Origin of the sequence: Mycobacterium sp. E3305 (genome assembly GCF_001666785.1) — a bacterium.
Taxonomy (GTDB): Bacteria; Actinomycetota; Actinomycetes; order Mycobacteriales; family Mycobacteriaceae; genus Mycobacterium.
This window is the reverse complement of the sequence record NZ_LZJA01000196.1, coordinates 1-23,740: the sequence shown is the minus strand read 5'-3', so window position 1 is coordinate 23,740 and position 23,740 is coordinate 1. Positions and strand designations below refer to the sequence as shown.

22 protein-coding genes are annotated in these 23,740 nt (G+C 69.2%); 16 read left to right on the top strand and 6 right to left on the bottom strand.

All coding sequences use genetic code 11. The annotated features are described in order from the left end of the window. Positions 1–105 precede the first annotated feature (105 nt). The 13 genes from A5701_RS18165 to egtE all read left to right on the top strand — a co-directional run bounded on the left by A5701_RS18165 (position 106) and on the right by egtE (position 14,891). Positions 106–1,371 (top strand): aspartate kinase, encoded by a 1,266-nt coding sequence (locus A5701_RS18165; protein WP_067756697.1) that lies wholly within the window; start codon positions 106–108, stop codon positions 1,369–1,371. Positions 1,372–1,373: 2 nt separating this feature from the next. Next, positions 1,374–2,420, top strand: a complete 1,047-nt coding sequence (locus A5701_RS18160) for an aspartate-semialdehyde dehydrogenase (RefSeq protein WP_067756693.1) — start codon at positions 1,374–1,376, stop codon at positions 2,418–2,420. A 7-nt stretch (positions 2,421–2,427) separates the two neighbouring features. Then, positions 2,428–3,576: a DUF4185 domain-containing protein gene (locus A5701_RS18155; RefSeq protein ID WP_067756690.1), complete on the top strand. Its 1,149-nt coding sequence runs from the start codon at positions 2,428–2,430 to the stop codon at positions 3,574–3,576. Positions 3,577–3,754: 178 nt separating this feature from the next. Continuing rightward, positions 3,755–5,986, top strand: a complete 2,232-nt coding sequence (locus tag A5701_RS18150) for an acyltransferase family protein (protein WP_082969784.1) — start codon at positions 3,755–3,757, stop codon at positions 5,984–5,986. A gap of 134 nt (positions 5,987–6,120) precedes the next feature. After that, positions 6,121–6,507 (top strand): hypothetical protein, encoded by a 387-nt coding sequence (locus A5701_RS18145; RefSeq protein ID WP_067756682.1) that lies wholly within the window; start codon positions 6,121–6,123, stop codon positions 6,505–6,507. Between the two features lie 155 nt (positions 6,508–6,662). Further along, entirely contained in the window at positions 6,663–7,088 is a 426-nt protein-coding gene (locus tag A5701_RS18140) for a hypothetical protein (protein ID WP_067756679.1), read from the top strand. Between the two features lie 107 nt (positions 7,089–7,195). Continuing rightward, a complete protein-coding gene (locus tag A5701_RS18135) occupies positions 7,196–8,644 on the top strand; it encodes a catalase (protein ID WP_067756676.1) in 1,449 nt (482 codons plus the stop codon). A 39-nt stretch (positions 8,645–8,683) separates the two neighbouring features. Continuing rightward, the gene (locus A5701_RS18130; RefSeq protein WP_156670151.1) at positions 8,684–9,331 is read left to right on the top strand and encodes a sensor domain-containing protein; all 648 of its coding nucleotides are present in this window, start codon (positions 8,684–8,686) and stop codon (positions 9,329–9,331) included. 167 nt (positions 9,332–9,498) lie between these two features. After that, a complete protein-coding gene (gene egtA, locus A5701_RS18125; protein ID WP_067756670.1) occupies positions 9,499–10,773 on the top strand; it encodes an ergothioneine biosynthesis glutamate--cysteine ligase EgtA in 1,275 nt (424 codons plus the stop codon). Next, a complete protein-coding gene (gene egtB / locus A5701_RS18120) occupies positions 10,770–12,071 on the top strand; it encodes an ergothioneine biosynthesis protein EgtB (protein ID WP_067756667.1) in 1,302 nt (433 codons plus the stop codon). Before egtA ends, egtB begins: the two co-directional genes overlap by 4 nt. Then, a complete protein-coding gene (gene egtC / locus A5701_RS18115) occupies positions 12,071–12,784 on the top strand; it encodes an ergothioneine biosynthesis protein EgtC (RefSeq protein ID WP_067756665.1) in 714 nt (237 codons plus the stop codon). The genes egtB and egtC overlap by 1 nt, the downstream gene beginning before the upstream one ends. After that, positions 12,781–13,746, top strand: coding sequence for an L-histidine N(alpha)-methyltransferase (egtD, locus tag A5701_RS18110; protein ID WP_067756662.1), 966 nt, complete (start codon positions 12,781–12,783; stop codon positions 13,744–13,746). The genes egtC and egtD overlap by 4 nt, the downstream gene beginning before the upstream one ends. Next, positions 13,743–14,891, top strand: coding sequence for an ergothioneine biosynthesis PLP-dependent enzyme EgtE (gene egtE / locus A5701_RS18105; protein WP_067756659.1), 1,149 nt, complete (start codon positions 13,743–13,745; stop codon positions 14,889–14,891). Before egtD ends, egtE begins: the two co-directional genes overlap by 4 nt. A 3-nt stretch (positions 14,892–14,894) precedes the next feature. Here egtE and A5701_RS18100 read toward each other — a convergent pair whose 3' ends face one another. Further along, the gene (locus A5701_RS18100; protein WP_067756657.1) at positions 14,895–15,575 is read right to left on the bottom strand and encodes a class I SAM-dependent methyltransferase; all 681 of its coding nucleotides are present in this window, start codon (positions 15,573–15,575) and stop codon (positions 14,895–14,897) included. A gap of 21 nt (positions 15,576–15,596) precedes the next feature. Next, the gene (locus A5701_RS18095) at positions 15,597–17,069 is read right to left on the bottom strand and encodes a glutamate--cysteine ligase (RefSeq protein WP_067756654.1); all 1,473 of its coding nucleotides are present in this window, start codon (positions 17,067–17,069) and stop codon (positions 15,597–15,599) included. Positions 17,070–17,204: 135 nt separating this feature from the next. Between A5701_RS18095 and glpK the strand changes: the two genes are divergently transcribed. Further along, entirely contained in the window at positions 17,205–18,671 is a 1,467-nt protein-coding gene (gene glpK / locus A5701_RS18090) for a glycerol kinase GlpK (protein ID WP_067756725.1), read from the top strand. Positions 18,672–18,697: 26 nt separating this feature from the next. Here glpK and A5701_RS18085 read toward each other — a convergent pair whose 3' ends face one another. After that, positions 18,698–19,405 carry a PadR family transcriptional regulator gene (locus A5701_RS18085; protein WP_067756721.1) on the bottom strand — a complete coding sequence of 236 codons (708 nt, stop codon included), beginning with the start codon at positions 19,403–19,405 and terminating at the stop codon, positions 18,698–18,700. A 204-nt stretch (positions 19,406–19,609) separates the two neighbouring features. Here A5701_RS18085 and A5701_RS18080 point away from each other — a divergent pair, with 204 nt between their 5' ends. After that, positions 19,610–20,011, top strand: a complete 402-nt coding sequence (locus tag A5701_RS18080) for a hypothetical protein (protein WP_067756651.1) — start codon at positions 19,610–19,612, stop codon at positions 20,009–20,011. A gap of 8 nt (positions 20,012–20,019) precedes the next feature. On the opposite strand, the gene A5701_RS18075 is transcribed toward A5701_RS18080, so the two are convergent. Continuing rightward, a complete protein-coding gene (locus tag A5701_RS18075) occupies positions 20,020–20,898 on the bottom strand; it encodes an RDD family protein (protein WP_067756648.1) in 879 nt (292 codons plus the stop codon). 36 nt (positions 20,899–20,934) lie between these two features. Between A5701_RS18075 and A5701_RS18070 the strand changes: the two genes are divergently transcribed. Further along, positions 20,935–21,927 (top strand): stage II sporulation protein M, encoded by a 993-nt coding sequence (locus A5701_RS18070; RefSeq protein WP_067756645.1) that lies wholly within the window; start codon positions 20,935–20,937, stop codon positions 21,925–21,927. Positions 21,928–21,966: 39 nt separating this feature from the next. Here A5701_RS18070 and A5701_RS18065 read toward each other — a convergent pair whose 3' ends face one another. Then, positions 21,967–23,289, bottom strand: coding sequence for a DUF58 domain-containing protein (locus tag A5701_RS18065; RefSeq protein WP_067756642.1), 1,323 nt, complete (start codon positions 23,287–23,289; stop codon positions 21,967–21,969). After that, a partial coding sequence (locus tag A5701_RS18060) for a MoxR family ATPase (protein WP_197505010.1) occupies positions 23,289–23,740 on the bottom strand: 452 nt, incomplete at its 5' end. The genes A5701_RS18065 and A5701_RS18060, both read right to left, overlap by 1 nt.

Genomic DNA, 23,740 nt, shown 5'->3' with positions numbered 1-23,740 from the left:
AGGCTGCGGTGGTCGGCATCGGGGCGTAAACCGTTATGTGCAGCCACGTATTCTGTTGTGGACTTAAATCGTGCCCAAGGGCGGGAAGATTGCGGGAAACATAACGTGGCGCTGGTCGTGCAAAAGTACGGCGGATCATCGGTGGCCGACGCCGATCGGATCCGCCGTGTCGCCGAACGCATCGTCGCGACCAAGAAGCAGGGGAACGACGTCGTCGTCGTGGTCTCCGCCATGGGCGACACCACCGACGACCTGATGGATCTGGCCCAGCAGGTCTGCCCGGCCCCGCCGCCGCGGGAACTCGACATGCTGCTGACCGCCGGCGAACGCATCTCCAACGCGCTGGTGGCCATGGCGATCGAATCGCTGGGCGCGGAGGCGCGCTCGTTCACCGGCTCGCAGGCCGGGGTCATCACCACCGGCACCCACGGCAACGCGAAGATCATCGAGGTCACCCCCGGGCGGCTGCAGGCCGCGCTCGACGAGGGCCGCATCGTGCTGGTCGCCGGCTTCCAGGGCGTCAGCCAGGACACCCGGGACGTCACCACACTGGGGCGCGGCGGTTCGGACACCACGGCGGTGGCCCTGGCCGCGGCCCTGCACGCCGACGTCTGCGAGATCTACACCGACGTCGACGGCATCTTCACCGCGGACCCGCGGATCGTGCACAACGCGCGCCGGCTGGACAAGGTGACCTTCGAGGAGATGCTCGAGATGGCGGCCTGCGGCGCGAAGGTGCTGATGCTGCGCTGCGTGGAATACGCCCGCCGCTACAACATTCCGGTGCACGTCCGCTCGTCCTACTCGGACAAGCCCGGCACCGTCGTCGTCGGATCGATCAAGGACATAGCCATGGAAGACCCAATCCTGACCGGAGTCGCGCACGACCGCAGCGAGGCCAAGGTGACCGTCGTCGGCATCCCCGACATCCCCGGCTACGCGGCTCGGGTCTTCCGGGCGGTCGCCGACGCCGACGTGAACATCGACATGGTGCTGCAGAACGTCTCCAAGGTGGAGGACGGCAAGACCGACATCACCTTCACCTGCTCGCGCGACAGCGGGCCCACGGCGGTGGCCAAGCTGGACGCGCTCAAGGACGAGATCGGCTTCACCCAGCTGCTCTACGACGACCACATCGGCAAGGTGTCGCTGATCGGCGCGGGCATGCGCAGCCACCCCGGCGTCACCGCGACCTTCTGTGAGGCCCTGGCCGCCGTCGGCGTCAACATCGAACTGATCTCCACCTCGGAGATCCGCATCTCGGTCCTGTGCCGCGACACCGAACTAGACAAGGCCGTCGTTGCGTTGCATGAGGCGTTCGGGCTTGGCGGGGACGAGAAGGCGACGGTGTATGCGGGGACGGGCAGGTAGATATGGGCGCGAATAGCGTGTCAATAGGCGTTGTGGGCGCCACCGGCCAGGTCGGCCAGGTGATGCGCAGGTTGCTCGACGAGCGGGACTTCCCCGCGACGTCGGTGCGGTTCTTCGCCTCGGCCCGCTCGCAGGGCCGCAAGCTGGAATTCCGCGGCCAGGAGATCGAGGTCGAGGACGCCGCGACCGCGGACCCGAGCGGCCTGGACATCGCGCTGTTCTCCGCCGGCAAGACGATGTCGCTGGTGCAGGCGCCGCGCTTCGCCGCGGCCGGGGTGACCGTGATCGACAACTCGTCGGCCTGGCGCAAGGACCCCGACGTGCCGCTGGTTGTGTCGGAGGTCAACTTCGACAGGGACGCCCACCGTCGACCCAAGGGCATCATCGCCAACCCGAACTGCACCACGATGGCCGCGATGCCGGTGCTCAAGGTGCTGCACGACGAAGCCCAGCTGGTGCGCCTGGTGGTGTCGAGCTACCAGGCGGTGTCCGGCAGCGGGCTGGCCGGGGTGGAGGAGCTGGCCACGCAGGCCCGCGCGGTCATCGACGGCGCCGAGCAGCTCGTGCACGACGGGGCAGCGATCGAGTTCCCCGCGCCCAAGACCTACGTCGCGCCGATCGCGTTCAACGTCGTGCCGCTGGCCGGCTCGCTGGTCGATGACGGCTCCGGCGAGACCGACGAGGACCAGAAGCTGCGGCACGAGAGCCGCAAGATCCTCGGCATCCCGGAGCTGGCGGTGAGCGGAACCTGCGTGCGGGTACCGGTTTTCACCGGGCACTCGCTGTCGATCAACGCCGAATTCGCCCGGCCGCTGTCGCCCGAGCGGGCCCGGCAGCTGCTCGACGGCGCGCCCGGGGTGAAGGTGGTCGACGTGCCGACGCCGTTGGCGGCCGCGGGCGTCGACGAGTCGTTGGTCGGCCGCATCCGGCACGACCCCGGCGTGCCCGACGGGCGCGGCCTGGCCCTGTTCGTGTCGGGGGACAACCTGCGCAAGGGGGCGGCGCTGAACACCATCCAGATCGCCGAGTTGCTGGCCGCCCAGTTGTGAGAAGCGGGTGAGCACCGCCCATACCCGACTGATCGCGCGGTGCTCGCTTGCATTGGCTTTGATTGCCCCGCAAGGAGTTTGGCTCGCCCACGCCGATCCGCCGGCGCCCGCGCCCGAGCCCATCGTGCAGCCGCTGGCGCCCGGCCAGGTGGTGCGGATCGGCCCGACCGCCGGCACCGGCACGCCCACCGGGGACTACGGCATCGGCGCGACCGACCTCTGTGAGTTCGTGGAGTTCCCCGCCGAACTGTTGCAGGTCTGCGGCGACAGCTTCGCCGGCCAGGGCGTCGGGTTCGGTGGTTGGTACGCGCCGGTGGCGCTGCATGTGGACACCGCCTCGGTCGACGATCCGGCCGGCGTGCGCTACACCGGCGTCACCGGCGTCAGCAAACCGCTGCTGGCCGATCCGACCCCGCCGGGTGCCTCGCAGCTGCCGGCCGGGGTGGTGCAGATCAACCGGCGCAACTACGTGATGGTGACGACGACGAAAAACCTGGAACCGCAAAGCTCCCGGCTCGTGACGGCCGAGCCCGCGCGGGCCGGGTGGCAGACCATCCCCGGGTCGCGCCGGCCCGCGTCCTACCAGGGCGGCTCGCAGACGCAGATCAGCGGCTACTACGACCCCATTCCCACCGCGGACTCGCCGACCGGCTGGGTGTACATCGTGGCCGACAGCTTCACCCGCCGGAACCCCGTCGTGCTCTACCGGGCCACCCCGCAATCGTTCACCGACCGGTCCCGGTGGCAGGGGTGGGCGGCCGGGCCGGGCGGCGGCTGGGGCAAGCCGCCCACGCCGCTGTGGCCGGAAGCGGTGGGCGAGTTGTGCGTCCGGCAAATCGACGGAAAGGCGGTGCTGTCCTACTTCAACGCCGTCACGGGCAACATGGAGGTCCGCGTCGCCGACGACCCGACCGCCCTGGGCGACGCGCCGGTCACCACGGTGGTGCAGCACGACGAGTGGCCCGATCCGGCGGAGAGCCTGCCGCCCCCGTATGACAACCGGCTCGCGCAACCGTACGGCGGTTACATCTCGCCCGGTTCCACACTCGACGAGCTGCGAATCTTCGTGAGCCAGTGGGACACTCGCGCGCGTGTGGCCGCGCCTTACCGGGTGATTCAGTTCGCGGTCAACCCACTCAAGCCTGACGCCAGCTGAGTGCCGATTTGCGGTGTCCGTCCGCCGGAGGTCGCAATGAGGGGCAGGCTTCGTTCGGCACTGTGCGCTATGACCATCGCCCCACGGTCGTCAGAGCTCCACCCAAGTCGGAGTGGCGATATCAGGGCGGCCGTCTTCGCCTTGGGGCACAATACGCAAACGACTAAGAAGGGTGACAATGACCTCAAGAGACGACACCCGCGATCCATTCCCGCCGCCGGCCGCTGCCGCGCAAACCCCAGTCGAACCGGCGAAGAATGCTGCCGACGCCACAGGGGATCGGCGCGCAAAAAAGGGATTTCGCGACGACATCGAGGGCTTGCGTGCCGTCGCGGTCTTGGCCGTCGTCCTTTTCCATTGCAACCTGCCCGGGTTGGGTGGCGGGTTCGTCGGTGTGGACGTGTTTTTCGTCATCTCAGGCTTCTTGATCACGGGGCTGCTTTGGCGCGAAGTGGACCGTGCAGGGACCGTCCGGCTGGGCCGTTTCTACGGTGCGCGGGCCCGCAGACTCCTGCCGGCGTCAGCCACGGTTGGCGTCGTTACCGCGATTGGCTCGGCTCTACTGCTGCCTCCGTTTGAGGCGAAGTCGGTTATCGGGGACGGCATCGCCAGCGCGCTCTACGTGAGCAACTACCGATTCGCTCAGCAAGGCGTCGATTACTTCCAAATTGGCAACAGGCCAGCATCGCCATTCCAGCACTACTGGTCTTTAGGCGTGGAGGAGCAGTTCTACCTCGTATGGCCGGCCCTGATAATCGGTACGGCGTGGTTAATTCGACGCATAGGTCGGCGCCCCCGGCTGGCAGCTCACATGTCGTCAGTAATTCCCTATGTGTTCGCGCTTGCGTTTGTGGGTGCCGTGTCTTTTGCGTTCTCGCTGGCGGCGACTACCGCTACCCCTTCCGTAGCGTTCTTCTCGCTACACACCCGAGCGTGGGAATTGGCTGCAGGCGGCCTGGTGGCTCTGACGACAGCCGCGTGGCGCCGACTAGCGGCAATCCCGGCCGCAATCGCGGGATGGATCGGTCTGGCCCTGATCATGTTGGCGTGCAGCAAGCTGAACGGCAGCACGCCCTATCCGGGTACCGCCGCGCTCCTGCCGGTCTTTGGGACGGTGCTCGTGATCGGTGCGGGCTGTGCCGCGCCCTCACTGGGATGTGGCCGCCTCCTGGCATTGTCGCCGATGCGGGCGGTCGGCCGGGTGTCGTACTCGTGGTACCTGTGGCACTGGCCCGTGCTGTTGCTCGCAACGCCTCTGTTGGGTCACCCGCTGGGCCCCGTGGATGGCCTGGCAGCGCTCCTCGTCTCCTTCGCTCTGGCTGTGCTGACGTTGCGCCTCATCGAGAACCCTTTGCGCTACGCCGATTGGGTGCGCCTGTCGGCCGCCCGGAGCCTTGCAGTCGGCGGTGCGGCTACTGTGCTTGCGGTTTGCGTTGGCTTGGTGCTGCAGTTCTTGGTGCCTACTCCGGTCGGCCGGGGCCCGGCGGCCCCGACGCTGACGGTCACCGCGGGCTCTCCGCCCACGGGTTCAAACGTCGATTTGTTCGACGCGGCGGTTGAACACACATTCGCCCAAGTGCGAGCTGCGGTTGCAGCATCCGTCGATCTGAAATCCGTGCCGTCGAACCTAGATCCGCCGCTTTCTGACGCGGTGTATGGCAAACCGGCGACCACCGACTTGAAGGGTTGTGTGCTCAACCTTTTGGAAGTTGCTCAACCCGAATGCGCGACCGGGGACACCTCCTCAGCGACCACTGTCGCCTTGGTCGGTGACTCCAACGCGGGAATGTGGGCTCCGGCATTCCAAGAAGTCGCGAGCCAGAGACACTGGCGGCTTGAGGTCCTGAGCAAAGCCTCCTGCCCGATGCTCGACTTGCCTATCAACATTTTTCACCGGAAGTACACCGAGTGCGAGCACTGGCGCGGTGACATCATGGCGCGTCTAAGGAATGAGCATCCGCGGCTGATCGCCTTGGGGATGCTACGCGTGGGTCCCGAATTCGCGACAGGTTTTCCGGCTTACGCCCAGGCGTGGATCGACAGCCTGACCCGCCTTGTGCAGGAGTTGCGAGGCATCGGAGCCAACGTGTTGGTGCTCGGCCCAATTCCGGATTTGCATTCTATGGTGCCCGATTGCCTGTCTGTCCACCTCGATGACGCGATGGCTTGCTCGTTGCGCCGGGCGAAGGCGGTTAACGAAGCCGGCATCGCGTCTGAGAGCGCAGCAACCCATGCTGTCGGGGGCCGATACGCCGACCTCATTGATCTGTTCTGCGCCGTCGACCGCTGCCCGCCCATCGTGGGCAATACGCTCGTGTACCACAATGAATTTCATGTGGCGCCTCAGTACGCTCGGGTATTAGCACCTGTAATCGGTGCGCTGGCCGACCGTGCATTACTCCCGGGATGACATGGCGGTGGCCTGCGGTTCAGTTCGCCACCAACCCACCCAAACCCGACCCCGGCTAAGGCCCGACCCACTCATAGCTGCTACATAAGTGACGCATAGCCGCAACTATTGTTAACGGCTTCATCATTTGTCTCATGAGTGAAACATCTGAAACCCCCACCACGCGGTCGTCGACCGCAACTGCCCCGGCGGCCGCCGCGGCAGCGACAGCCCCCTACCGGGCGGCACGCGTCTTCCACCTCGCCGCCTGGGTCGCCATCGTCGCCGGGATCGTGTTCATCGTCGCGGTCATCTTCTTCACCGGCTTCATCCTCGGCCACCGCGGCGGCCACCACGGCCATCACCACAACAAGCACCACGCGGCGTTCATGCACCCCCACCGCATGGGCGGCCCGGGCGGTCCGGGTGCCCAGCAGGGTGGACCGGCCGGCATCCAGCAGGGCGGACCCGGGGCGGCGACGCCCGGCGCCCCCGGCCCGAGCCAGATCCCGACGTCGGTCGCCCCGTCCCGCACGCCGTAGCCCAACCTCACTGAACAACCAGCAGCCCGGTGCTCGCGAGAGCGCCGGGCTGCGCGTCGTCTCGCTACCGGCGACCGGCCGCCGCGTGTCGATTCACAGCAAGTTTTCCGCGGCGGACCTGTTAAGCGCGTGAGGGCCTGGGCATATTGGAAGGCATGACCGAGACACCCGGACCGACGCCACCGCCGACTCCCGCCGCCACCACCGCACCCGCGCCTCCACCCGCGGAGCGCGTGAAGCCGCCGGCGCTCTACACGGCCGCGGCGTGGGTGGTCATCGTGGCCGGCGTCGTCTTCATCATCTCGACTGTCTTCTTCGTCGGCGCGTTCGTGTACGGCTACTACCACCACTGCCACCATCACCACGGCCCGATGTTCAGACCGGGCGGCGGCCCCGGACCGGGCAACGGGCCGTGGGGCCCCGGTCCGAGCGGCCAGTGGGGCTACGGCGGGCCGGGGCTGATCGTGCCCATGCCGCCCGCCGGCCCGGGTGGACCCGGCGGACCCGGCCTAAGCGGCCCCGGCCAGCCGCCGGCGAGTGCTGTCAGCCCGACCCCCGCCCCGCCGGCACCACGCCCGTAACTACCGGTGCGATCTTGATGCGGTCCAGAGAAAGCGCATAGTTATTGGCGCGCAGGGGTATTCGTCGCCAATATCCAAGGGCAGCCCAGCAAAGAGGAGATAGCGACATGACGGAGCGTTTCACCACCAATGACGCCGGCATCGCTGCGCCCAGCGACGACCAGTCGTTGACGATCGGTCCCGACGGCCCGATCCTGCTGCAGGACCATTACCTGATCGAGCAGATGGCCCAATTCAACCGGGAACGCATCCCGGAGCGGCAGCCGCACGCGAAGGGCGGCGGAGCCTTCGGCACCTTCGAGGTCACCAACGACGTCAGTAAATACACGAGGGCCGCGGTCTTCCAGCCGGGCACCAAGACCGAGATGCTGGCCCGGTTCTCCACCGTCGCCGGTGAGCGCGGCAGCCCGGACACCTGGCGGGACCCGCGCGGCTTCGCGCTGAAGTTCTACACCAGCGAAGGCAATTTCGACCTGGTCGGCAACAACACCCCGGTCTTCTTCATGCGCGACCCGTTGAAGTTCCAGCACTTCATCCGGTCGCAAAAACGCATGCAGGCAACGAATTTGCGCGACCACAACATGCAGTGGGACTTCTGGACGCTCTCACCGGAGTCCGCGCACCAGGTGACCTGGCTGATGGGCGACCGCGGCATCCCCAAGTCGTGGCGGCAGATGAACGGCTACAGCAGCCACACGTACAGCTGGATCAACGCCGGCGGTGAAATCTTCTGGGTCAAATACCATTTCATCACCGACCAGGGCATCGACTTCCTGCCCCAGGAGGACGCGGACCGGCTGGCAGGCGAGGACGGCGACTACCACCAGCGCGACCTTTACGAGGCAATCGAGGGCGGGAACCATCCCAGCTGGACCCTGAAGATGCAGATCATGCCGTACGAGGAAGCCAGGAATTATCGGTTCAACCCGTTCGACCTGACCAAGGTCTGGCCGCACGGCGACTACCCGTTGGTCGACGTCGGCAAGATGACGCTGAACCGCAACGTCACCGATTACCACACCGAGATCGAGCAGGCGGCCTTCGAACCGAACAACACCGTGCCGGGCACCGGGCTGAGCCCGGACAAGATGCTGCAGGCCCGCGGGTTCTCCTACTCCGACGCGCATCGCGCCCGCCTGGGGACCAACTACCGGCAGATTCCCGTGAACACGCCGAAGGTCGAGGTGAACAGCTACTCGAAGGACGGCGCGATGCGGATCAAGAACGTGTCCGACCCCGTGTACGCGCCCAACTCGTACGGTGGCCCGCACGCCGACCCGGCGCGCGCCGCCGAGGTGCGCTGGCATGCGGACGGCGACATGGTCCGCGCCGCGTACACGCTGCACCCCGAGGACGACGACTGGGGGCAGGCCGGCACCATGGTCCGCGACGTCCTCGACGATGCGGCCCGAGATCGGTTGGCGCACAACATCATCGGTCACGTCTCCAAGGGTGTCAAGGAGCCGGTGCTGTCACGGGTGTTCGAGTACTGGCGCAACGTCGACCCCGACCTCGGCAAGAAGGTCGAAGAGGGAGTGCGCGGCAACGGGGGCTGACCAACACCCCGGCGTCCTGGCATGATCGCTGGAATGACCATGCGGGTTCGCGGCGCCGCGATCGCCATCGGCCTGGCCATCGAGTGCGCGGTCGCGCTTCCCGTTGCGACCGCCCACCCGTCGGAACCGGGAGTGGTGAACTACGCCGTCCTGGGTAAGGGCTCGGTCGGCAACATCGTCGGCGGACCCATGGCCTGGGAGTCGGTCTTCACCCGACCGGTCCAGGGGGATTGGGTCGACATCCCCGTGTGCAACAACTGGGCCGACATCGGGCTGCCCGAGGTGTACGACGACCCCGACCTCGCGTCGTTCAACGGTGCCGTCACGCAGACGGCGGCCAACGACCAGACCCACTTCGTCAAACAGGCCGTCGGGGTGTTCGCCACCAACGATGCCGCCGACCGCGCTTTCCATCGCCTGGTGGACCGGACGGTGGGCTGCTCGGGCCAGACCACCGCGATGCATCTGGACAACGGGGCCACGCAGGTCTGGTCGTTCGACGGCGGGCCGCCGGGCGCGGCCGACGCGAGCTGGACCAAACAAGAAGCCGGTACCGATCGGCGCTGCTTCAATCAAACCAGGCTGCGCGAAAACGTGTTACTGCAGGCCAAGGTCTGCCAGTCTGGCAACGCCGGGCCGGCGGTCAACGTGCTGGCCGGCGCGATGCAGAACGCGCTGGGTCAATGAGCGGGGCGTCGGCGCCGGGTCGGGCAGGCTTGAAAAGTAGCGCGAACGGGAATATGTCGGGGCCATCTGCTAGATGAAGAAGTGGCGGTCACCGTTCCCTTAGTCGGGTACGGGGACAGGTTCGCAGACGCGTGTTCAGGCTTGCTCAGGCCCGAAGGGATAGTGATATGACGTTCGCCGCCATCACTACCGCCGGCTCCGAGCTGGCCGGTGCGGAGATGGCCGATTCCCAAGCCGCCGCGCGTTACATCGCCGACGGCTGCTTGGTGGACGCCCCGCTGGGCCGCGTTGGTCTCGAGATGGAGGGCCACTGCCACGACCCGGCGGACCCGCATCGCAGGCCCGGCTGGGACGAGATCGGCGAGGTGTTGGGGCGCCTGCCCGAGTTGCCGGGCGGCAGCCGGGTCACGGTGGAGCCCGGCGGTGCGGTGGAGCTGTCCGGCCCGCCGGCTGACGGCGTGGTCAGCGCCATCGACGCGATGCGGCGCGATCAGGCCGCGCTGCGGTCGGCGTTCGCCGACGCCGGCCTGGGTCTGGTATTCCTCGGCGCGGACCCGCTGCGGCCACCCAAGCGAATCAACCCGGGCGCGCGTTACCGCGCCATGGAGCAGTTCTTCGCGTCCAGCCGCTCGGGCGACGCGGGCTCGGCGATGATGACGTCCACAGCGTCCATCCAGGTCAACCTCGACGCGGGGCCGCGGGCCGGCTGGGCGGCGCGCGTGCGGCTGGCGCACGCGCTGGGACCCACCATGATCGCGATCGCCGCGAACTCCCCGATGCTGCGCGGCGAGTTCACCGGGTGGGCCTCCACCCGGCAGTGGGTGTGGGGCCAGATGGACGCGGCACGATGCGGGCCGGTCCTGGGCGCCAGCGGCGACGACCCCGGCACCGACTGGGCGCGCTACGCGCTCAAGGCGCCGGTGATGCTGGTACACGCCCCGGACGCCGCCGCGGTCACGCACTGGGTGCCCTTCGCCGACTGGGTGGACGGCCGGGTGTTGCTCGGCGATCGCCGTCCCACCGTCGCCGACCTGGAATACCACCTGACCACCCTGTTCCCGCCGGTGCGCCCAAGGCAGTGGCTGGAGATCCGCTATCTCGACAGCGTGCCGGACGAGTTCTGGCCGGCCGTGGTGTTCACGCTGACGGCCCTGCTCGACGACCCCGTCGCGGCCGAGACAGCGGCCGAGGCAGTCGAACCCGTGGCCACCGCATGGGACACCGCGGCCCGGGTGGGCCTGCGGGACCGGCGGCTGTACGCCGCGGCCAACCAGTGCGTGGCGATCGCCGCCGAGCTGGCGCCGCCCGAGCTCGGCGAGTCGATGCAGCGGCTGGTCGACGCCGTCGAACGGTGCCGATGTCCCGGCGACGACTTCTCCGATCAGGTGATCCAGCACGGCATCGCGCCCACCGTGGCGCGCCTGGCCCAAGGGGGGCTGTGACGTCCGCGGATGAATGCCGGGCGGGTCTCGCCGACGATCTGGCGCGGGCGCGGACGCGAACGTTGCGGCTGGTCGAGTTCGACGACGCCGAACTGTACCGGCAGTACGACCCCCTGATGAGCCCGCTGGTGTGGGACCTCGCGCACATCGGTCAGCAAGAGGAGTTCTGGCTGCTGCGGGCCGGCGACCCCGGTCGGCCGGGCATGTTGCCGCCTGCCGTCGAAGGCCTGTACGACGCCTTCGTGCACTCCCGCGCGAGCCGCGTCGAGCTGCCGCTGCTGTCACCGGATCGCGCGCGGGCTTATTGCCGGACGGTGCGCTCGGCCGCCCTCGACGCCCTCGACGCCCTACCCGAGGATGCCGACAGCTTCCCGTTCGCGTTGGTGATCAGCCACGAGAACCAGCACGACGAAACCATGCTGCAGGCGTTGAACCTCCGCAGCGGCGCCCCGCTGCTGCGCGACACCGCGGCCTTGCCGGCCGGCCGGCCAGGCGTGGCCGGCACCTCGGTGCTGGTGCCCGCCGGCCCGTTCGTGCTGGGCGTCGACGCGGCGAGCGAACCGTACTCGCTGGACAACGAGCGGCCCGCCCACGTCGTCGACGTGCCCTCGTTCCGGCTCGGCCGGGTGCCGGTCACCAACGGCGAGTGGCGGCACTTCGTGGAAGACGGCGGATACCGGCAGCCACGCTGGTGGTCGGAGCGCGGTTGGGAGCATCGCCGGCGTGCGGGCCTCACGGCGCCGCAGTTCTGGAGCCCCGACGCGCGGACGCGCACCCGGTTCGGCCACGTCGAAGACATCCCGGCCGACGAACCGGTGCAGCACGTCACCTTCTTCGAGGCCGAGGCCTACGCCGCCTGGGCCGGCGCGCGGCTGCCCACCGAGATCGAATGGGAGAAGGCCTGCGCGTGGGATCCGGCCACCGGCCGTCGGCGCCGCTACCCGTGGGGGTCGCAGCCCCCGTCCGACGCACTGGCCAACCTGGGCGGCGGGGCGTTGCGCCCGGCGCCCGTCGGCGCCTACCCGGCCGGCGCCTCGGCGTACGGGGCCGAGCAGATGCTCGGCGACGTCTGGGAGTGGACCGCGTCCCCGCTGCGGCCCTGGCCCGGCTTCGTCCCGATGATCTACGAGCGCTATTCCCAGCCGTTCTTCGACGGCGACTACCGGGTGCTGCGTGGCGGCTCGTGGGCCGTGGAGCCCAGCATCCTGCGGCCGAGCTTCCGCAACTGGGACCACCCGATCCGGCGCCAGATCTTCTCCGGTGTCCGGTTGGCTTGGGACGCCGAGGATTTCGCCTGATGTGCCGCCACCTCGGTTGGCTCGGGGCCGACGTCACCGTCTCCTCGCTTGTGCTGGACCCCCCGTCGGGCCTGCGGGTGCAGTCGTACGCCCCGCGCCGGCAGAAGCACGGCCTGCTCAACGCCGACGGCTGGGGTGTCGGGTTTTTCGATGTCGCTGCGGAGCGGCAAGTTCCCCGCCGCTGGCGCAGCCCGGCGCCGCTGTGGGGTGACGCGTCGTTCGACTCCGTCGCGCCCGCGCTGCGCAGCCACTGCGTGGTGGCCGCGGTGCGCTCGGCGACGGTCGGGATGCCTATCGACGTCAGCGCGACGGCGCCGTTCACCGACGGCCAATGGCTGTTGTCGCACAACGGAGTTGTCGACCGCGCCGTGTTGCCCCCGACCTCGCGGGCCGAATCGGTCTGTGACAGTGCGCTACTCGCGGCGGCCATCTTCGAGCGCGGCCTCGATGCGCTCGGCGAGACGATCACCGAGATCGCGGCCGCCGACCCGAACGCGCGGCTGAACATCCTTGCCGCCAACGGTTCTCGCCTGCTGGCGACGGCCTGGGGAGACACGCTGTCGATCCTGCGCCGCGCCGATGGTGTCGTCCTGGCCAGCGAGCCCTACGACGACGACCCCGGTTGGGCGGAAGTGCCGGACTGCCACCTCGTCGAGGTCACCGCGACGGGTGTGGCGCTGACCCCGCTGGATCACTCGGAAGGTTATCGATGACGCTGACACTGTCCAACCACCTGGCCGCCGACTCCGCGCACCAGGCGTTGCGCCGTGACGTGTTCGACGGCCTGCAGCGGACGCCGAAGTCGTTGCCGCCCAAGTGGTTCTACGATTCGCTGGGCAGCCATCTGTTCGATCAGATCACGCGGCTGCCCGAGTACTATCCCACCCGCGCCGAGGCCGAGATCTTGCGCGCCCGGTCGGGCGAAGTGGCGGCGGCCAGCGAGGCCGACACCCTGGTGGAGCTCGGCAGTGGAACCTCGGAGAAGACCCGGCTGCTGCTCGACGCGCTGCGCGCCCGCGGATCGTTGCGCAGGTTCGTCCCGTTCGACGTCGACGCCGGCATCCTCTCGACGGCCGCTGCGGCCATCCAACGGGAATACGTGGGCGTCGAAATCAATGCCGTCTGCGGCGATTTCGAGGAACATCTGACCGAGATCCCGACCGGCGGGCGTCGCCTCTTCGTGTTCCTGGGGTCCACGATCGGCAACCTGACGCCAGGGCCGCGCGCGGAGTTCCTCTCGAGCCTGTCCGCCCAGATGCGGCCGGGCGACAGCCTGCTGCTCGGGACGGATCTGATCAAGGACATTCACCGGCTGGTGCGGGCCTATGACGACTCGGCCGGGGTGACCGCGGCGTTCAATCGCAATGTGCTGGCGGTGATCAACCGGCAACTCGACGCCGACTTCGACGTCGAGGCATACCAACACGTGGCGCGCTGGAACGCCGACGAGGAGCGCATCGAGATGTGGTTGCGCGCCGGCCACGCCCAGCGGGTCCGCGTCGACGCGCTCGACCTGACCGTGGATTTCGCGGCCGGCGAGGAGATGCTCACCGAGGTGTCGTGCAAGTTCCGCCCGGACGGGGTGAGCGCCGAATTGACCGGCGTGGGGTTGCGTCCCACCCGATGGTGGACGGACGCCGCGGGTGACTTCGGGTTGTCGCTGGCCGTGAAGTGACGCCCGCGGGTTCGCTGGCTGACCGGTGGCGGGCGGCCCGCCTGCCGGCGGCCGGGCTGCACCTGGACAGCGCGGCGTGTTCGCGCCAAAGCCTTTCCGTGATCGACGCCGCCGCCCAGCACGCGCGCAACGAGTCCGAAGTCGGCGGCTACGTCGCGGCCGAGGCGGCCGCACCCGCGCTCGACGCCGGACGGGTGGCGTTCGCCGCGCTGGCCGGCATGCCCGACGCCGAGGTGGTGTTCACAACGGGCTCCCTGAACGCCCTCGACCTGCTGCTCGGCGCCTGGCCGGCGGGGCGCCGCAAGGTGGCGTGCCTGCCGGGTGAGTACGGCCCCAACCTCGCGCTGCTGGCCGCCCATGGATTCGACCGTCAGCTGCTGCCGACGCTCGGGGATGGCCGGTTGGCGCTCGACGACGCGGCGATGGCGCTGGAGGCCGACCCCCCCGATTTGGTCCACCTGACCGCTGTCGGCAGCCACAGCGGTGTGGTGCAACCGCTGCCAATGGTGGCGCAACTGTGCCGCGAGATGGGGCTGCCGCTCGTGGTCGACGCCGCGCAGGCGCTGGGCCAGGTGGACTGCGCGGTCGGCGCCGACGTGACCTACGCGTCGTCGCGCAAGTGGATCGCCGGGCCGCGCGGGGTCGGGGCCCTCGCGGTGCGCCGGGAGCTGATGGCGGGCCTGCGGCCGCGGCTGGCGGCGCCGGATTGGCTCGCGGGGTCGTTCTCGGTGGCCCAGCAGCTTGAGTTCGGTGAAGCCAATGTCGCGGCGCGCCTAGGATTCTCGCTGGCGTTAGGCGAGCATCTGGCGTACGGGCCGGAGGCGGTGCGCGGGCGGCTGGCCGAGCTGGGCGCCGCGAGCCGCCGGGCGCTGGCCGACGTGCCCGGCTGGGCGGTGGTCGAAGAGGTCGACGAGCCGAGCGCGATCACCACGCTGGCGCCCGTCGACGGCGCCGACCCGCAAGTGGTGCAGTCGTGGCTGCTGGCCGAGCGGCGGATCCTGATCACCTTCGTCGGCGTGCAGCGGGCGCCCCTGCAGCTGGCCGGGCCGGTGCTGAGGCTCTCGCCACACCTCGACACCACGGCCGGCGATCTGGAGACCTTCGCCGAGGCGCTGATCGCCGCGACCGCGGCGACGTCGGCCTGAAAACTAGCCCGCCTTGTGCGCCGTCAGCAGGTAGGCGGGCATCTTGATCCGGCCCCTGTCGTCGCGTTCATGCGGCGGGAATTCGAAGGGAGCATCGGGAATCTCGACGACATTCGACAGGATGTAGGCCGGGCGGATCTCGTCGACCTCCCAGTACTTGCTCACCGCCGCGCGCAATTCGTCCTCGTCGACTTCGTTGGGCTTCGGTTGCATTTCGGCGGGAAAGGCGCCCTTGGCGAACACCAAGACGAACAAGCTGGCGCCCGGCGCGGCCGCGCGGTGGATGGAGCTCAGGTAGCCGTCGCGGCCCTCGACGGGCAGCGAATGAAACAGCGTGGAATCGACGACCGTGGAGAAGCGGCCGTCATAGCCGCTGAACGACGTGATGTCCGCCTGCACGAAGCTGGCGGTCGTCAAGCCCCGCTCCTGGGCGGCCTTGGCGGCCGCCGCGACCGCGGTCGGCGTCAGGTCGACACCGACCACCGTGTAGCCCTGGGCGGCGAGCGCCAACGACAGCTCGGCGACCCCGCAGCCGGCGTCCAGCACGTCGCTGCGAAACCTGCCGGCGGCGACGAGAGCGGCCAGCTCCGGTTGCGGCTCACCGATGTTCCACGGCGGCGGGCCTTCGAAATGGGCCTGCTCGCGGTAGGCGCTGTCCCAGTCCATGACCTGATCGTCGGGCATGGTTTCAACGTACCCCCGCGGTCAGGACTCCCAGGTGTGCACCGGCTCGTTGGCGTGCATGTGCTCGCAGTACCGGCGCAGCATCTCGGCCAGCGCTGCGGGCCGGGTCATACCTGCATCTTCCAGCGTGCGCACGGTGGCCACCTGCCAGCCGGCGCCGTTGCGGCCGGTCCTCGCGCGGCCCTCGATGACCCCCAGGAAGCGATCGCGCACCTCCGCGTCCACGCCCCAGCGGCGCAGCCCATCGTCGGCGATCGGCAGCAACGTGTCGAGCACCAGCGTGGTCGCCGCCACCTCGCCCAGGCCCGGCCACTGCAGCCGGGCGTCGATGCCGTTGCGCGCCGCCTCGAGAAAATTGGCTTGTGCCGCAGTGAAATCCATGCTCGCCCACACGGGATCGGTGTCCTCGGACAGACTACGCAGCAGTCCGTAGAAGAAGGCCGAATTCGCCAGCATGTCCACCACGGTCGGCCCGGCCGGCAACACCCGATTCTCCAGCCGCAGGTGCGGTCGCCCGTCGACCACGTCGTAGACCGGCCGGTTCCACCGGTACACGGTGCCGCTGTGCAGCCGCATCTCGGACAGCCGCGGTGCCCGCCCGGCGGCCAGCTCGGCGAGCGGATCCTCGTCGGACACCTCGGGCAGCAGGGGAGGGAAGTAGCGGATGTTCTCCTGGTACAGGTCGAGGACCGAGGAGATCCACCGTTCGCCGAACCACACCCGCGGCCGCACCCCCTGGGACTTCAGCTCCTCGGGCCGGGTGTCGGTGGACTGCGTGAACAGCTCGATGCGCGTCTCGGCCCACAACTGGTGGCCGAAGAAGTATGGCGAGTTGGCGCCCAGCGCGAGCTGCGGCCCGGCCACCGCCTGGGCCGCGTTCCAGTTGGCGGCGAATGTCTCCGGCGCGACCTGCAGATGCAATTGGATGCTGGTGCAGGCGGATTCGGGCGCTATCGACACGGCCTGCCAGCTCAGCGGTTCGGGGCCGGAGATGTTGATCGGGATGTCCTCGCCGCGGGCGGTGAAGATCGACTCGTTGAGCGCGGCATACCGGCGCGAGTCGCTCATCCAGCCGGTGGCCAGATGCTCGGGCATCAGCGTGGGCAGGATTCCGATCATCACGATGTGCGCGCCGCCCAGGCCGGCCTTGATCTCGGCGTCGTTCAGGCTGGCCCGCACCTCACCTTCGAGGTCCAGCGCGGTGTGTCCGGGCAGGGCGTGGGGTGGCACGTTGAATTCGATGTTGTAGGCGCCCAATTCCGGCTGGAACGCCGGGTCCCCGATGGCGTCCAGCACATCGCGGTTCGACATCGCCGGCTGATAATCGGCGTCGACCAGGTTGCACTCGATCTCCATGCCGGTGAGCGGCTTGTCGGAGTCGAAGTGCGACTGCGCGAGCATCGTTTCCAGGACGTCCAGGCAAAGTTCAAGCTTGCGCTGGTACTCCCGACGATGTGCGCTGGTGTACGTGGTGCGCTTGACCTCTTCGCCCACACCGCCGATGGAACAGGGTTACCGCCGGTAACGCAAGCAACCCGGCCGCTTGTCGAGTCGGGCAGACCATGATGGACTCCTGACGTGTCCGACTTCGTCGCCGCCATCGACCAGGGAACCACCAGCACCCGCTGCATGATCTTCGATCACGACGGCACCGAGGTCGCTCGGCATCAGCTCGAGCACGAACAGATCCTGCCCCGTGCCGGTTGGGTCGAGCACGACCCGGTGGAGATCTGGGAGCGTACCTCGTCGGTGCTGATGTCGGTGTTGAACCGCGCCAACCTGACCGCCAAAGACATTGCTGCCCTTGGTATCACGAATCAGCGGGAGACCACGCTGGTGTGGAATCGGCGCACCGGGCGGCCCTATTACAACGCCATCGTCTGGCAGGACACCCGCACCGACCGCATCGCTTCGGCGCTGGAACGCGACGGCCACGGCGACGTGATCCGCCGCAAGGCGGGCCTGCCGCCGGCGACGTACTTCGCCGGTGGCAAATTGCAGTGGATCTTGGAGAACGTCGACGGGGTGCGGGAGGCGGCCGAAAGCGGCGACGCGCTGTTCGGCACCCCGGACACCTGGGTGCTGTGGAATCTGACCGGCGGCCCGCGCGGCGGCGTGCACGTGACCGACGTGACCAACGCCAGCCGGACCATGCTGATGGACCTCGAAACCCTGGACTGGGACGACGAGTTGCTGTCATTCTTCGCCATCCCGCGTGCGATGCTGCCGGCGATCGCGCCGTCGTCGTCGCCGCAGCCGTACGGCGTCTCCGCAGCAACCGGGCCCGTCGGTGGCGAGGTGCCGATCACCGGGGTCCTCGGTGACCAGCATGCCGCGATGGTGGGCCAGGTGTGCCTGTCGGAAGGGGAGGCGAAAAACACCTACGGCACCGGAAACTTCCTGTTGCTCAACACCGGCGAGACGATCGTGCGATCGGACAACGGGCTGTTGACCACCGTCTGTTACCAGTTCGGCGACGCCAAACCCGTTTACGCGCTCGAAGGCTCGATCGCGGTCACCGGGGCCGCCGTGCAGTGGCTGCGCGACCAGTTGGGCATCATCAGCGGTGCCGCGCAAAGCGAGTCGTTGGCGCGTCAGGTAACCGACAACGGCGGGGTCTATTTCGTCCCGGCGTTCTCCGGGCTGTTCGCGCCCTATTGGCGATCCGACGCCCGGGGCGCGATCGTGGGGCTGTCGCGGTTCAACACCAACGCGCACCTCGCCCGCGCGACGCTGGAGGCGATCTGCTACCAGAGCCGCGACGTGGTGGACGCGATGGCGGCGGATTCCGGTGTGCGCCTTGAGGTTTTGAAGGTGGACGGCGGCATCACCGCCAATGACCTCTGCATGCAGATTCAGGCCGACGTGCTCGGGGTCGACGTGGTGCGGCCGGTGGTGGCCGAAACGACCGCGCTGGGCGCGGCCTATGCAGCGGGTTTGGCGGTGGGGTTCTGGGCCGGTCCGTCCGACCTGCGGGCGAACTGGCACGAAGACAAGCGGTGGACGCCGGCCTGGACCGACGAGCAGCGCGCCGCCGGCTACGCGGGTTGGCGCAAGGCGGTGCAGCGGACCCTGGACTGGGTCGACGTGACCTGATCCAGGGTCCGCTGTGTGCTACGGGCTCAGTCTTCGCCGAGGATGCCGTAGACCTCGCGTCGCGCGTTGTTGAGGATCTCGACGATGCGCTGTTGCTGCTCGGCGGTGGCGGTGTGCGCGGACTGCGCGACCGCGCCGAACAGCTGGCCGACGGCCGCCCGCAGGTTCATGTGACCCGGGTCGGCCCCTTCGGCGATCTCGTCCCACGGCGGGGTCTCCACCTTCTCGGCCGCCGTGCGGCCCTCGTCGGTCAGCTCGAACAGCTTCTTGCTGCCCTCGCTCTCGCTCGCGGTGATCAGGCCCTCGTCGGTCAGCAACTGCAGCGTCGGGTAGACCGAACCGGGGCTGGGCTTCCAGAGTCCGTTACTGCGTTCGGCGATCTGCTGGATCATCTCGTAGCCGTGCATCGGCCGCTCGGCGAGCAGCGCCAGGATGGCCGCGCGGACGTCACCGCGCTTGCCGCGACCGGGGCCGCCGCGCCGCCATCCGCCGCGCCGGCCGCCCGGGCCGAAACCGAAACCCGGACCGAATCCGGGGCCGAAACCCGGGCCGAAGCCCGGACCGAAACCGGGGCCGAAGCCCTGGTCCCCGGCGTGGTCGCGCAGGTGTTCGAAGAATTCGCGCCGGGCTTGGCGCCGGGCGCCGTGCAGGGCGCGCCGTTGGACCGGGCCGGTGCCGAAGCCGAAGCCCTGACCGGCGAACGGTCCGACGGGTGGAGTGAATGGATTGCTCATGTTTGTTGTCCTCATGTTCTCGGGGTAGCGCACCGTCTGTGCGCTTCGAAGTATCACGATATATCGGAAACGATCGCGATGCAACGGTTGCCTTGAAGACGGCCCGAGTGAACCCCGATGACCTGCGGTTCGGCGACCATGCCGGCCGCTGCTCGCGTCGCCCGCCCGGTTTGCGCCCGACGGGCGGCGGGTAGGAACTCTGGGATGAACGCTGATAACTCCAACCTCGCGGTGGGCAGCGGAACCTCCAGCCCGACCGACCCCGCGCGGGGCGGCAGCGGTCCCAGAAGTGGCGGCCGCAACGTATGGCCGTGGGTCAACTGGGCCCTGGCGCTGGCCATGGTGCCCGCCGCCGCCATCGTGATGCTTTTCGCGCTGGGCGCGGTGATGAGTACCGGCGGTTGCTCCGACCGCAGTTGCCCGAACCTGGGCCATGGGGGAATCGATTTCGGGACCGCGTTCTACGGCGCCCCTGCTGTCGCCGTCGTGGTCATCGTCATTTCGCTGTTCACCGCCAAGCGTCGCGGTGGGATCGCGGTTCCCCTGCTCGGCTGGGCGCTGTTGATCGCCGACGTCCTGCTCATGGCGGCAAGCGTCTCCGGCTAGCGCACCCGTCAGCTCGGCGGTGAGAAACCGCCCGGCGCGGGATTCGCCGGCGCCTGGTGCGCGGCGCCCTGGTCCGGCCACGGGACGGCCTGCGGCGGCGGCGCCGGCGGCCAGGCTGACCACGGTGCGGGGACCGCCTGCGGCATCGCGGGACGCAGCCGTGCGAGTTCCCGGCGGTGCCGTTCGGCGAGCACGGCGGCGAGCACCAATTCCGGCGGGGCGCCCGGCGGGGGCGGCGGCGCGATGCAAGACACCACGTCGCCGGCGATGCGGTATGCCATCTGGTGGCGTAGCTGGCGATCGAGTTGCGGTGCACGCGAGAGGAATTGGCGTGCAACCTCGGCTTGGCCCGGGGACAGGCCGGAAAGTTGCAAAGACGAGGCCCACCAGGCGAGCGACGGCGGCATCACGGGAGGGGGACCCAGGCGGGGCCCGCGTTCGTTCACGACCACGGTGCCGGCGAAGATGTCGCCGATTCGCTTGGCCTTCGGGGACAGGATGCTGCAGATGACGGCCGGACTCCCGAACAGCATCCAGATCTCCACCACCGCCGCCAGTGCCCGAAACAGTGCCTGCCGGAACCGTTCTGGGCCGCCGTCGTCGGACACCACCCGCAGGCCCATCGCGATCTTGCCCACCGACCGTCCGCGCGTTGCCGTTTCGAGCGTCACCGGATAGCCGACGAGCACTAGCACGGTGAAGATTAGCAGCACGGCGGTGCTCAGCGCCGAGTCGTACTGGGTGAGCGTGGCGGCCCACAACATCAGTCCGAGCAGGTAGCAGACGACCATCACGGCGATATCGATCAGTGCGCTCAACGCCCGCACCGGCAACTGGGCGATCTGCACGTCGAGCACGACCGCGTCGCCGGTCACCACCTCCGACATAACACCGAACGCTACAGGGCGATTAGGCTGCGCAGGGTGGACGTCGACGCATTCGTGCTGGCCCATCGCGGCACCTGGGACCGCCTGGACCGGCTGGTCGGGAAACGACGCTCACTGACCGGCGCCGAAGTCGACGAGCTGGTGGAGCTCTATCAGCGGGTGTCCACCCACCTCTCTACGCTGCGCTCGGCGTCGTCGGACTCGCTGTTGATCGGTCGGCTCTCGAGCCTGGTTGCGCGCGCCCGTTCCGTGGTGACCGGCGCGCATGCTCCGTTGAGCAGTACCTTCGTGCGGTTTTGGGCGGTGTCCTTCCCGGTGGTCGCCTACCGGTCGTGGCGGTGGTGGCTGGGCACCGCCGTGGCGTTCTACGCCGTGGCCGTGATCATCGCCTTCTGGGTGGCCGGCAATCCGGAGGTGCAGTCGGCCGCCGGAACCCCAAGCGACATCGAACAATTGGTGAACCACGACATCGCGGCCTACTACAGCGAACATCCCGCCGCCGCGTTCGCCCTGCAGATCTGGGTGAACAACTCCTGGGTGTCCGCGCAGTGCATCGCGTCGTCGGTCCTGCTGGGACTGCCGATTCCGTTCGTGCTCTTCCAGAACGCCGCCAACCTGGGACTGATCTCGGGGCTGATGTTCCAGGCCGGCAAGGGTGGCCTGCTGCTCGGGCTGCTGATACCGCACGGGCTGCTCGAGCTCACGGCGGTGTTCCTGGCCGGTGCCGCCGGCATGCGGTTGGGGTGGTCGGTGATCGCGCCCGGCGACCGGCCGCGCGGCCAGGCGCTCGCCGAACAGGGCCGCGCCGTGGTGTCGGTCGCGATCGGGCTGGCCGGCGTGCTGTTGGTCTCGGGGCTGATCGAGGCGCTGGTCACGCCCTCGCCGCTGCCGACTTTCGTTCGGGTTGGCATCGGGGTCATCGCCGAGGTGGCTTTCCTCGCCTACATCGTGTATTTCGGTCGCCGCGCCGTGCGGGCCGGTGAGACCGGTGACATCGAGGACGCGCCCGACGTGGTACCCACCGGCTAGCGCCGATTGCCCGCCTTCTCCTGACGCCGCTGCTCGGCGCTAAAGCCGGCCGGTGGCCTTCATCGCCAGGTAGCGGTCGGCAAGGGCGGGCGCCAGCTCGGTGGGTGGGGCGTCGACGACCTCCACCCCGCTGCGGCGCAGCCGCGTGGCGATCGCGCGGCGGTCATTGCGGGACCGTTCCGCGGCCGCCGCGTCGTAGACGGCGGCGGGATCCGAACGCCCGGCGGCCATTTGGTCGACCCGTGGGTCGGCGACGGCCGCCACCATGAGGTGGTGTTTGGCCGACAATTGCGGCAACACCGGCAGCAGGCCCTCGTCGAGGGCGGTCGCGTTGAGGTCGGTCAGCAACACCACGAGTGAGCGCCGGCGGGCCCGCCGCGCGATGGCGGAAACCATTGCGGTCCAATCCGGTTCGAGCAGGGCCGGTTGCAACGGGGCCATCGCCTCCACGAGGTGCGCGAGCAGTTCGGTGCGCGACGCCCCGAAAACGCCGGCGCGGGTGACCCGGTCGTGGGCGAGGAAGTCGACGTGGTCACCCGCCCGCGACGCGAGCGCCGCCAGCAGCAGCGCGGCATCCATGGACCAGTCCAGGCGGGGCCAGCCGGCGGGGTCGGCGGCCGTCGGGTCGACGCCCACCCGGCCCGCCGCGGTACGCCCGGTGTCCAGCACGATCACGACGCGCCGGTCGCGTTCGGGACGCCAGGTGCGGACGACGACGTCGGCGCGACGCGCGGTGGCGCGCCAGTCGATCGACCGCACGTCGTCACCGACGACATACTCGCGCAGTGAGTCGAATTCCGTTCCCTGCCCGCGGATCAGCGTGGGAAGCAGCCCGTCGATCTCACGCAGTTTGGCCAGTCGCGCCGGCAGGTGCTTGCGGGACAGGAAGGGCGGCAGCACCCGAAGCAGGCCCGGCACCGCTTGCGAGCCCTGCCGTCCCGCGAGCCCGAGTGGGCCGATGGACCGGGCGGTGACGACCGCGGCGCGCTGCTCGCCGCGGCGGACCGGCCGCAGTTGGGACTGGACGTGCTGGTGCTGGCCAACGGGGATGTTGACGGGATGGATGCGCGGCCGCGCGCCCGCGCTGGGCGGCCACGCGTCGCGAACCTGGCCGCGGAACCGGCGCCGGCCGTCGTTGTGGATCAGAAGTCCGACGTCCACCTGCTGCGCGAGCCGGGCGGAGCGGTCCGGCGACCGGACGTAGCGCAACTCGCGGGTGCTGGCCGCCAGCCCGATGTCCGCGATCACCACCGCCAGAAGGGTGGCCAGCAGTACTCCGAAAGTCCTTGCCGGCCAGGGGGACAGCGCGATGGGCAGGACGCACATCAGCGCGACCAGCCCGGTGCGTCCGGTCAGGATCACTAGCGGGGCACCGGGACCGACGCCAAGATTCCGTCGAGGACTCCGTCGGGGGTGGCCCCTTCGAGTTCGGCCTCGGGGCGCAGCATCACCCGGTGCCGCAGCGTCGGGCGGGCCATCGCCTTCACGTCGTCGGGGGTGACGTAGTTGCGGCCGGACAGCCAGGCCCAGGAACGAGCGGTGGCCAGCAGCGCCGTGGCCCCGCGCGGCGAGACGCCGAGCTGCAGCGCGGGTGAGGACCGGGTGGCTCCGACGATGTCGACGATGTACCCCAGCACCTCGTCGGCGACCAGCACGTTGCGCACGGCGTCGCGCCCGGCTGCCAGTTCGGCGGGTCCGGCCACCGGTTTTATCGCCGACAGGTCGCGCGGATCGAAGCCGTGCGCGTGCCGGCCGAGGATGGCGATCTCCGAATCCCGTGGCGGCAGAGTCACGTTCAGCTTCAGCAGGAAGC

Excerpts from the sequence above, each read along its gene's own strand:
- A5701_RS18160 (WP_067756693.1), top strand. The coding sequence starts at position 1,374 with ATGGGCGCGAATAGCGTGTCAATAGGCGTTGTGGGCGCCACCGGCCAG.
- A5701_RS18150 (WP_082969784.1), top strand. The coding sequence starts at position 3,755 with ATGACCTCAAGAGACGACACCCGCGATCCATTCCCGCCGCCGGCCGCT.
- A5701_RS18145 (WP_067756682.1), top strand. The coding sequence starts at position 6,121 with ATGAGTGAAACATCTGAAACCCCCACCACGCGGTCGTCGACCGCAACT.
- A5701_RS18140 (WP_067756679.1), top strand. The coding sequence starts at position 6,663 with ATGACCGAGACACCCGGACCGACGCCACCGCCGACTCCCGCCGCCACC.
- A5701_RS18135 (WP_067756676.1), top strand. The coding sequence starts at position 7,196 with ATGACGGAGCGTTTCACCACCAATGACGCCGGCATCGCTGCGCCCAGC.
- A5701_RS18130 (WP_156670151.1), top strand. The coding sequence starts at position 8,684 with ATGCGGGTTCGCGGCGCCGCGATCGCCATCGGCCTGGCCATCGAGTGC.
- egtA (WP_067756670.1), top strand. The coding sequence starts at position 9,499 with ATGACGTTCGCCGCCATCACTACCGCCGGCTCCGAGCTGGCCGGTGCG.
- egtC (WP_067756665.1), top strand. The coding sequence starts at position 12,071 with ATGTGCCGCCACCTCGGTTGGCTCGGGGCCGACGTCACCGTCTCCTCG.
- egtD (WP_067756662.1), top strand. The coding sequence starts at position 12,781 with ATGACGCTGACACTGTCCAACCACCTGGCCGCCGACTCCGCGCACCAG.
- A5701_RS18100 (WP_067756657.1), bottom strand. The coding sequence starts at position 15,575 with ATGCCCGACGATCAGGTCATGGACTGGGACAGCGCCTACCGCGAGCAG.
- glpK (WP_067756725.1), top strand. The coding sequence starts at position 17,205 with ATGATCTTCGATCACGACGGCACCGAGGTCGCTCGGCATCAGCTCGAG.
- A5701_RS18085 (WP_067756721.1), bottom strand. The coding sequence starts at position 19,405 with ATGAGCAATCCATTCACTCCACCCGTCGGACCGTTCGCCGGTCAGGGC.
- A5701_RS18080 (WP_067756651.1), top strand. The coding sequence starts at position 19,610 with ATGAACGCTGATAACTCCAACCTCGCGGTGGGCAGCGGAACCTCCAGC.
- A5701_RS18075 (WP_067756648.1), bottom strand. The coding sequence starts at position 20,898 with ATGTCGGAGGTGGTGACCGGCGACGCGGTCGTGCTCGACGTGCAGATC.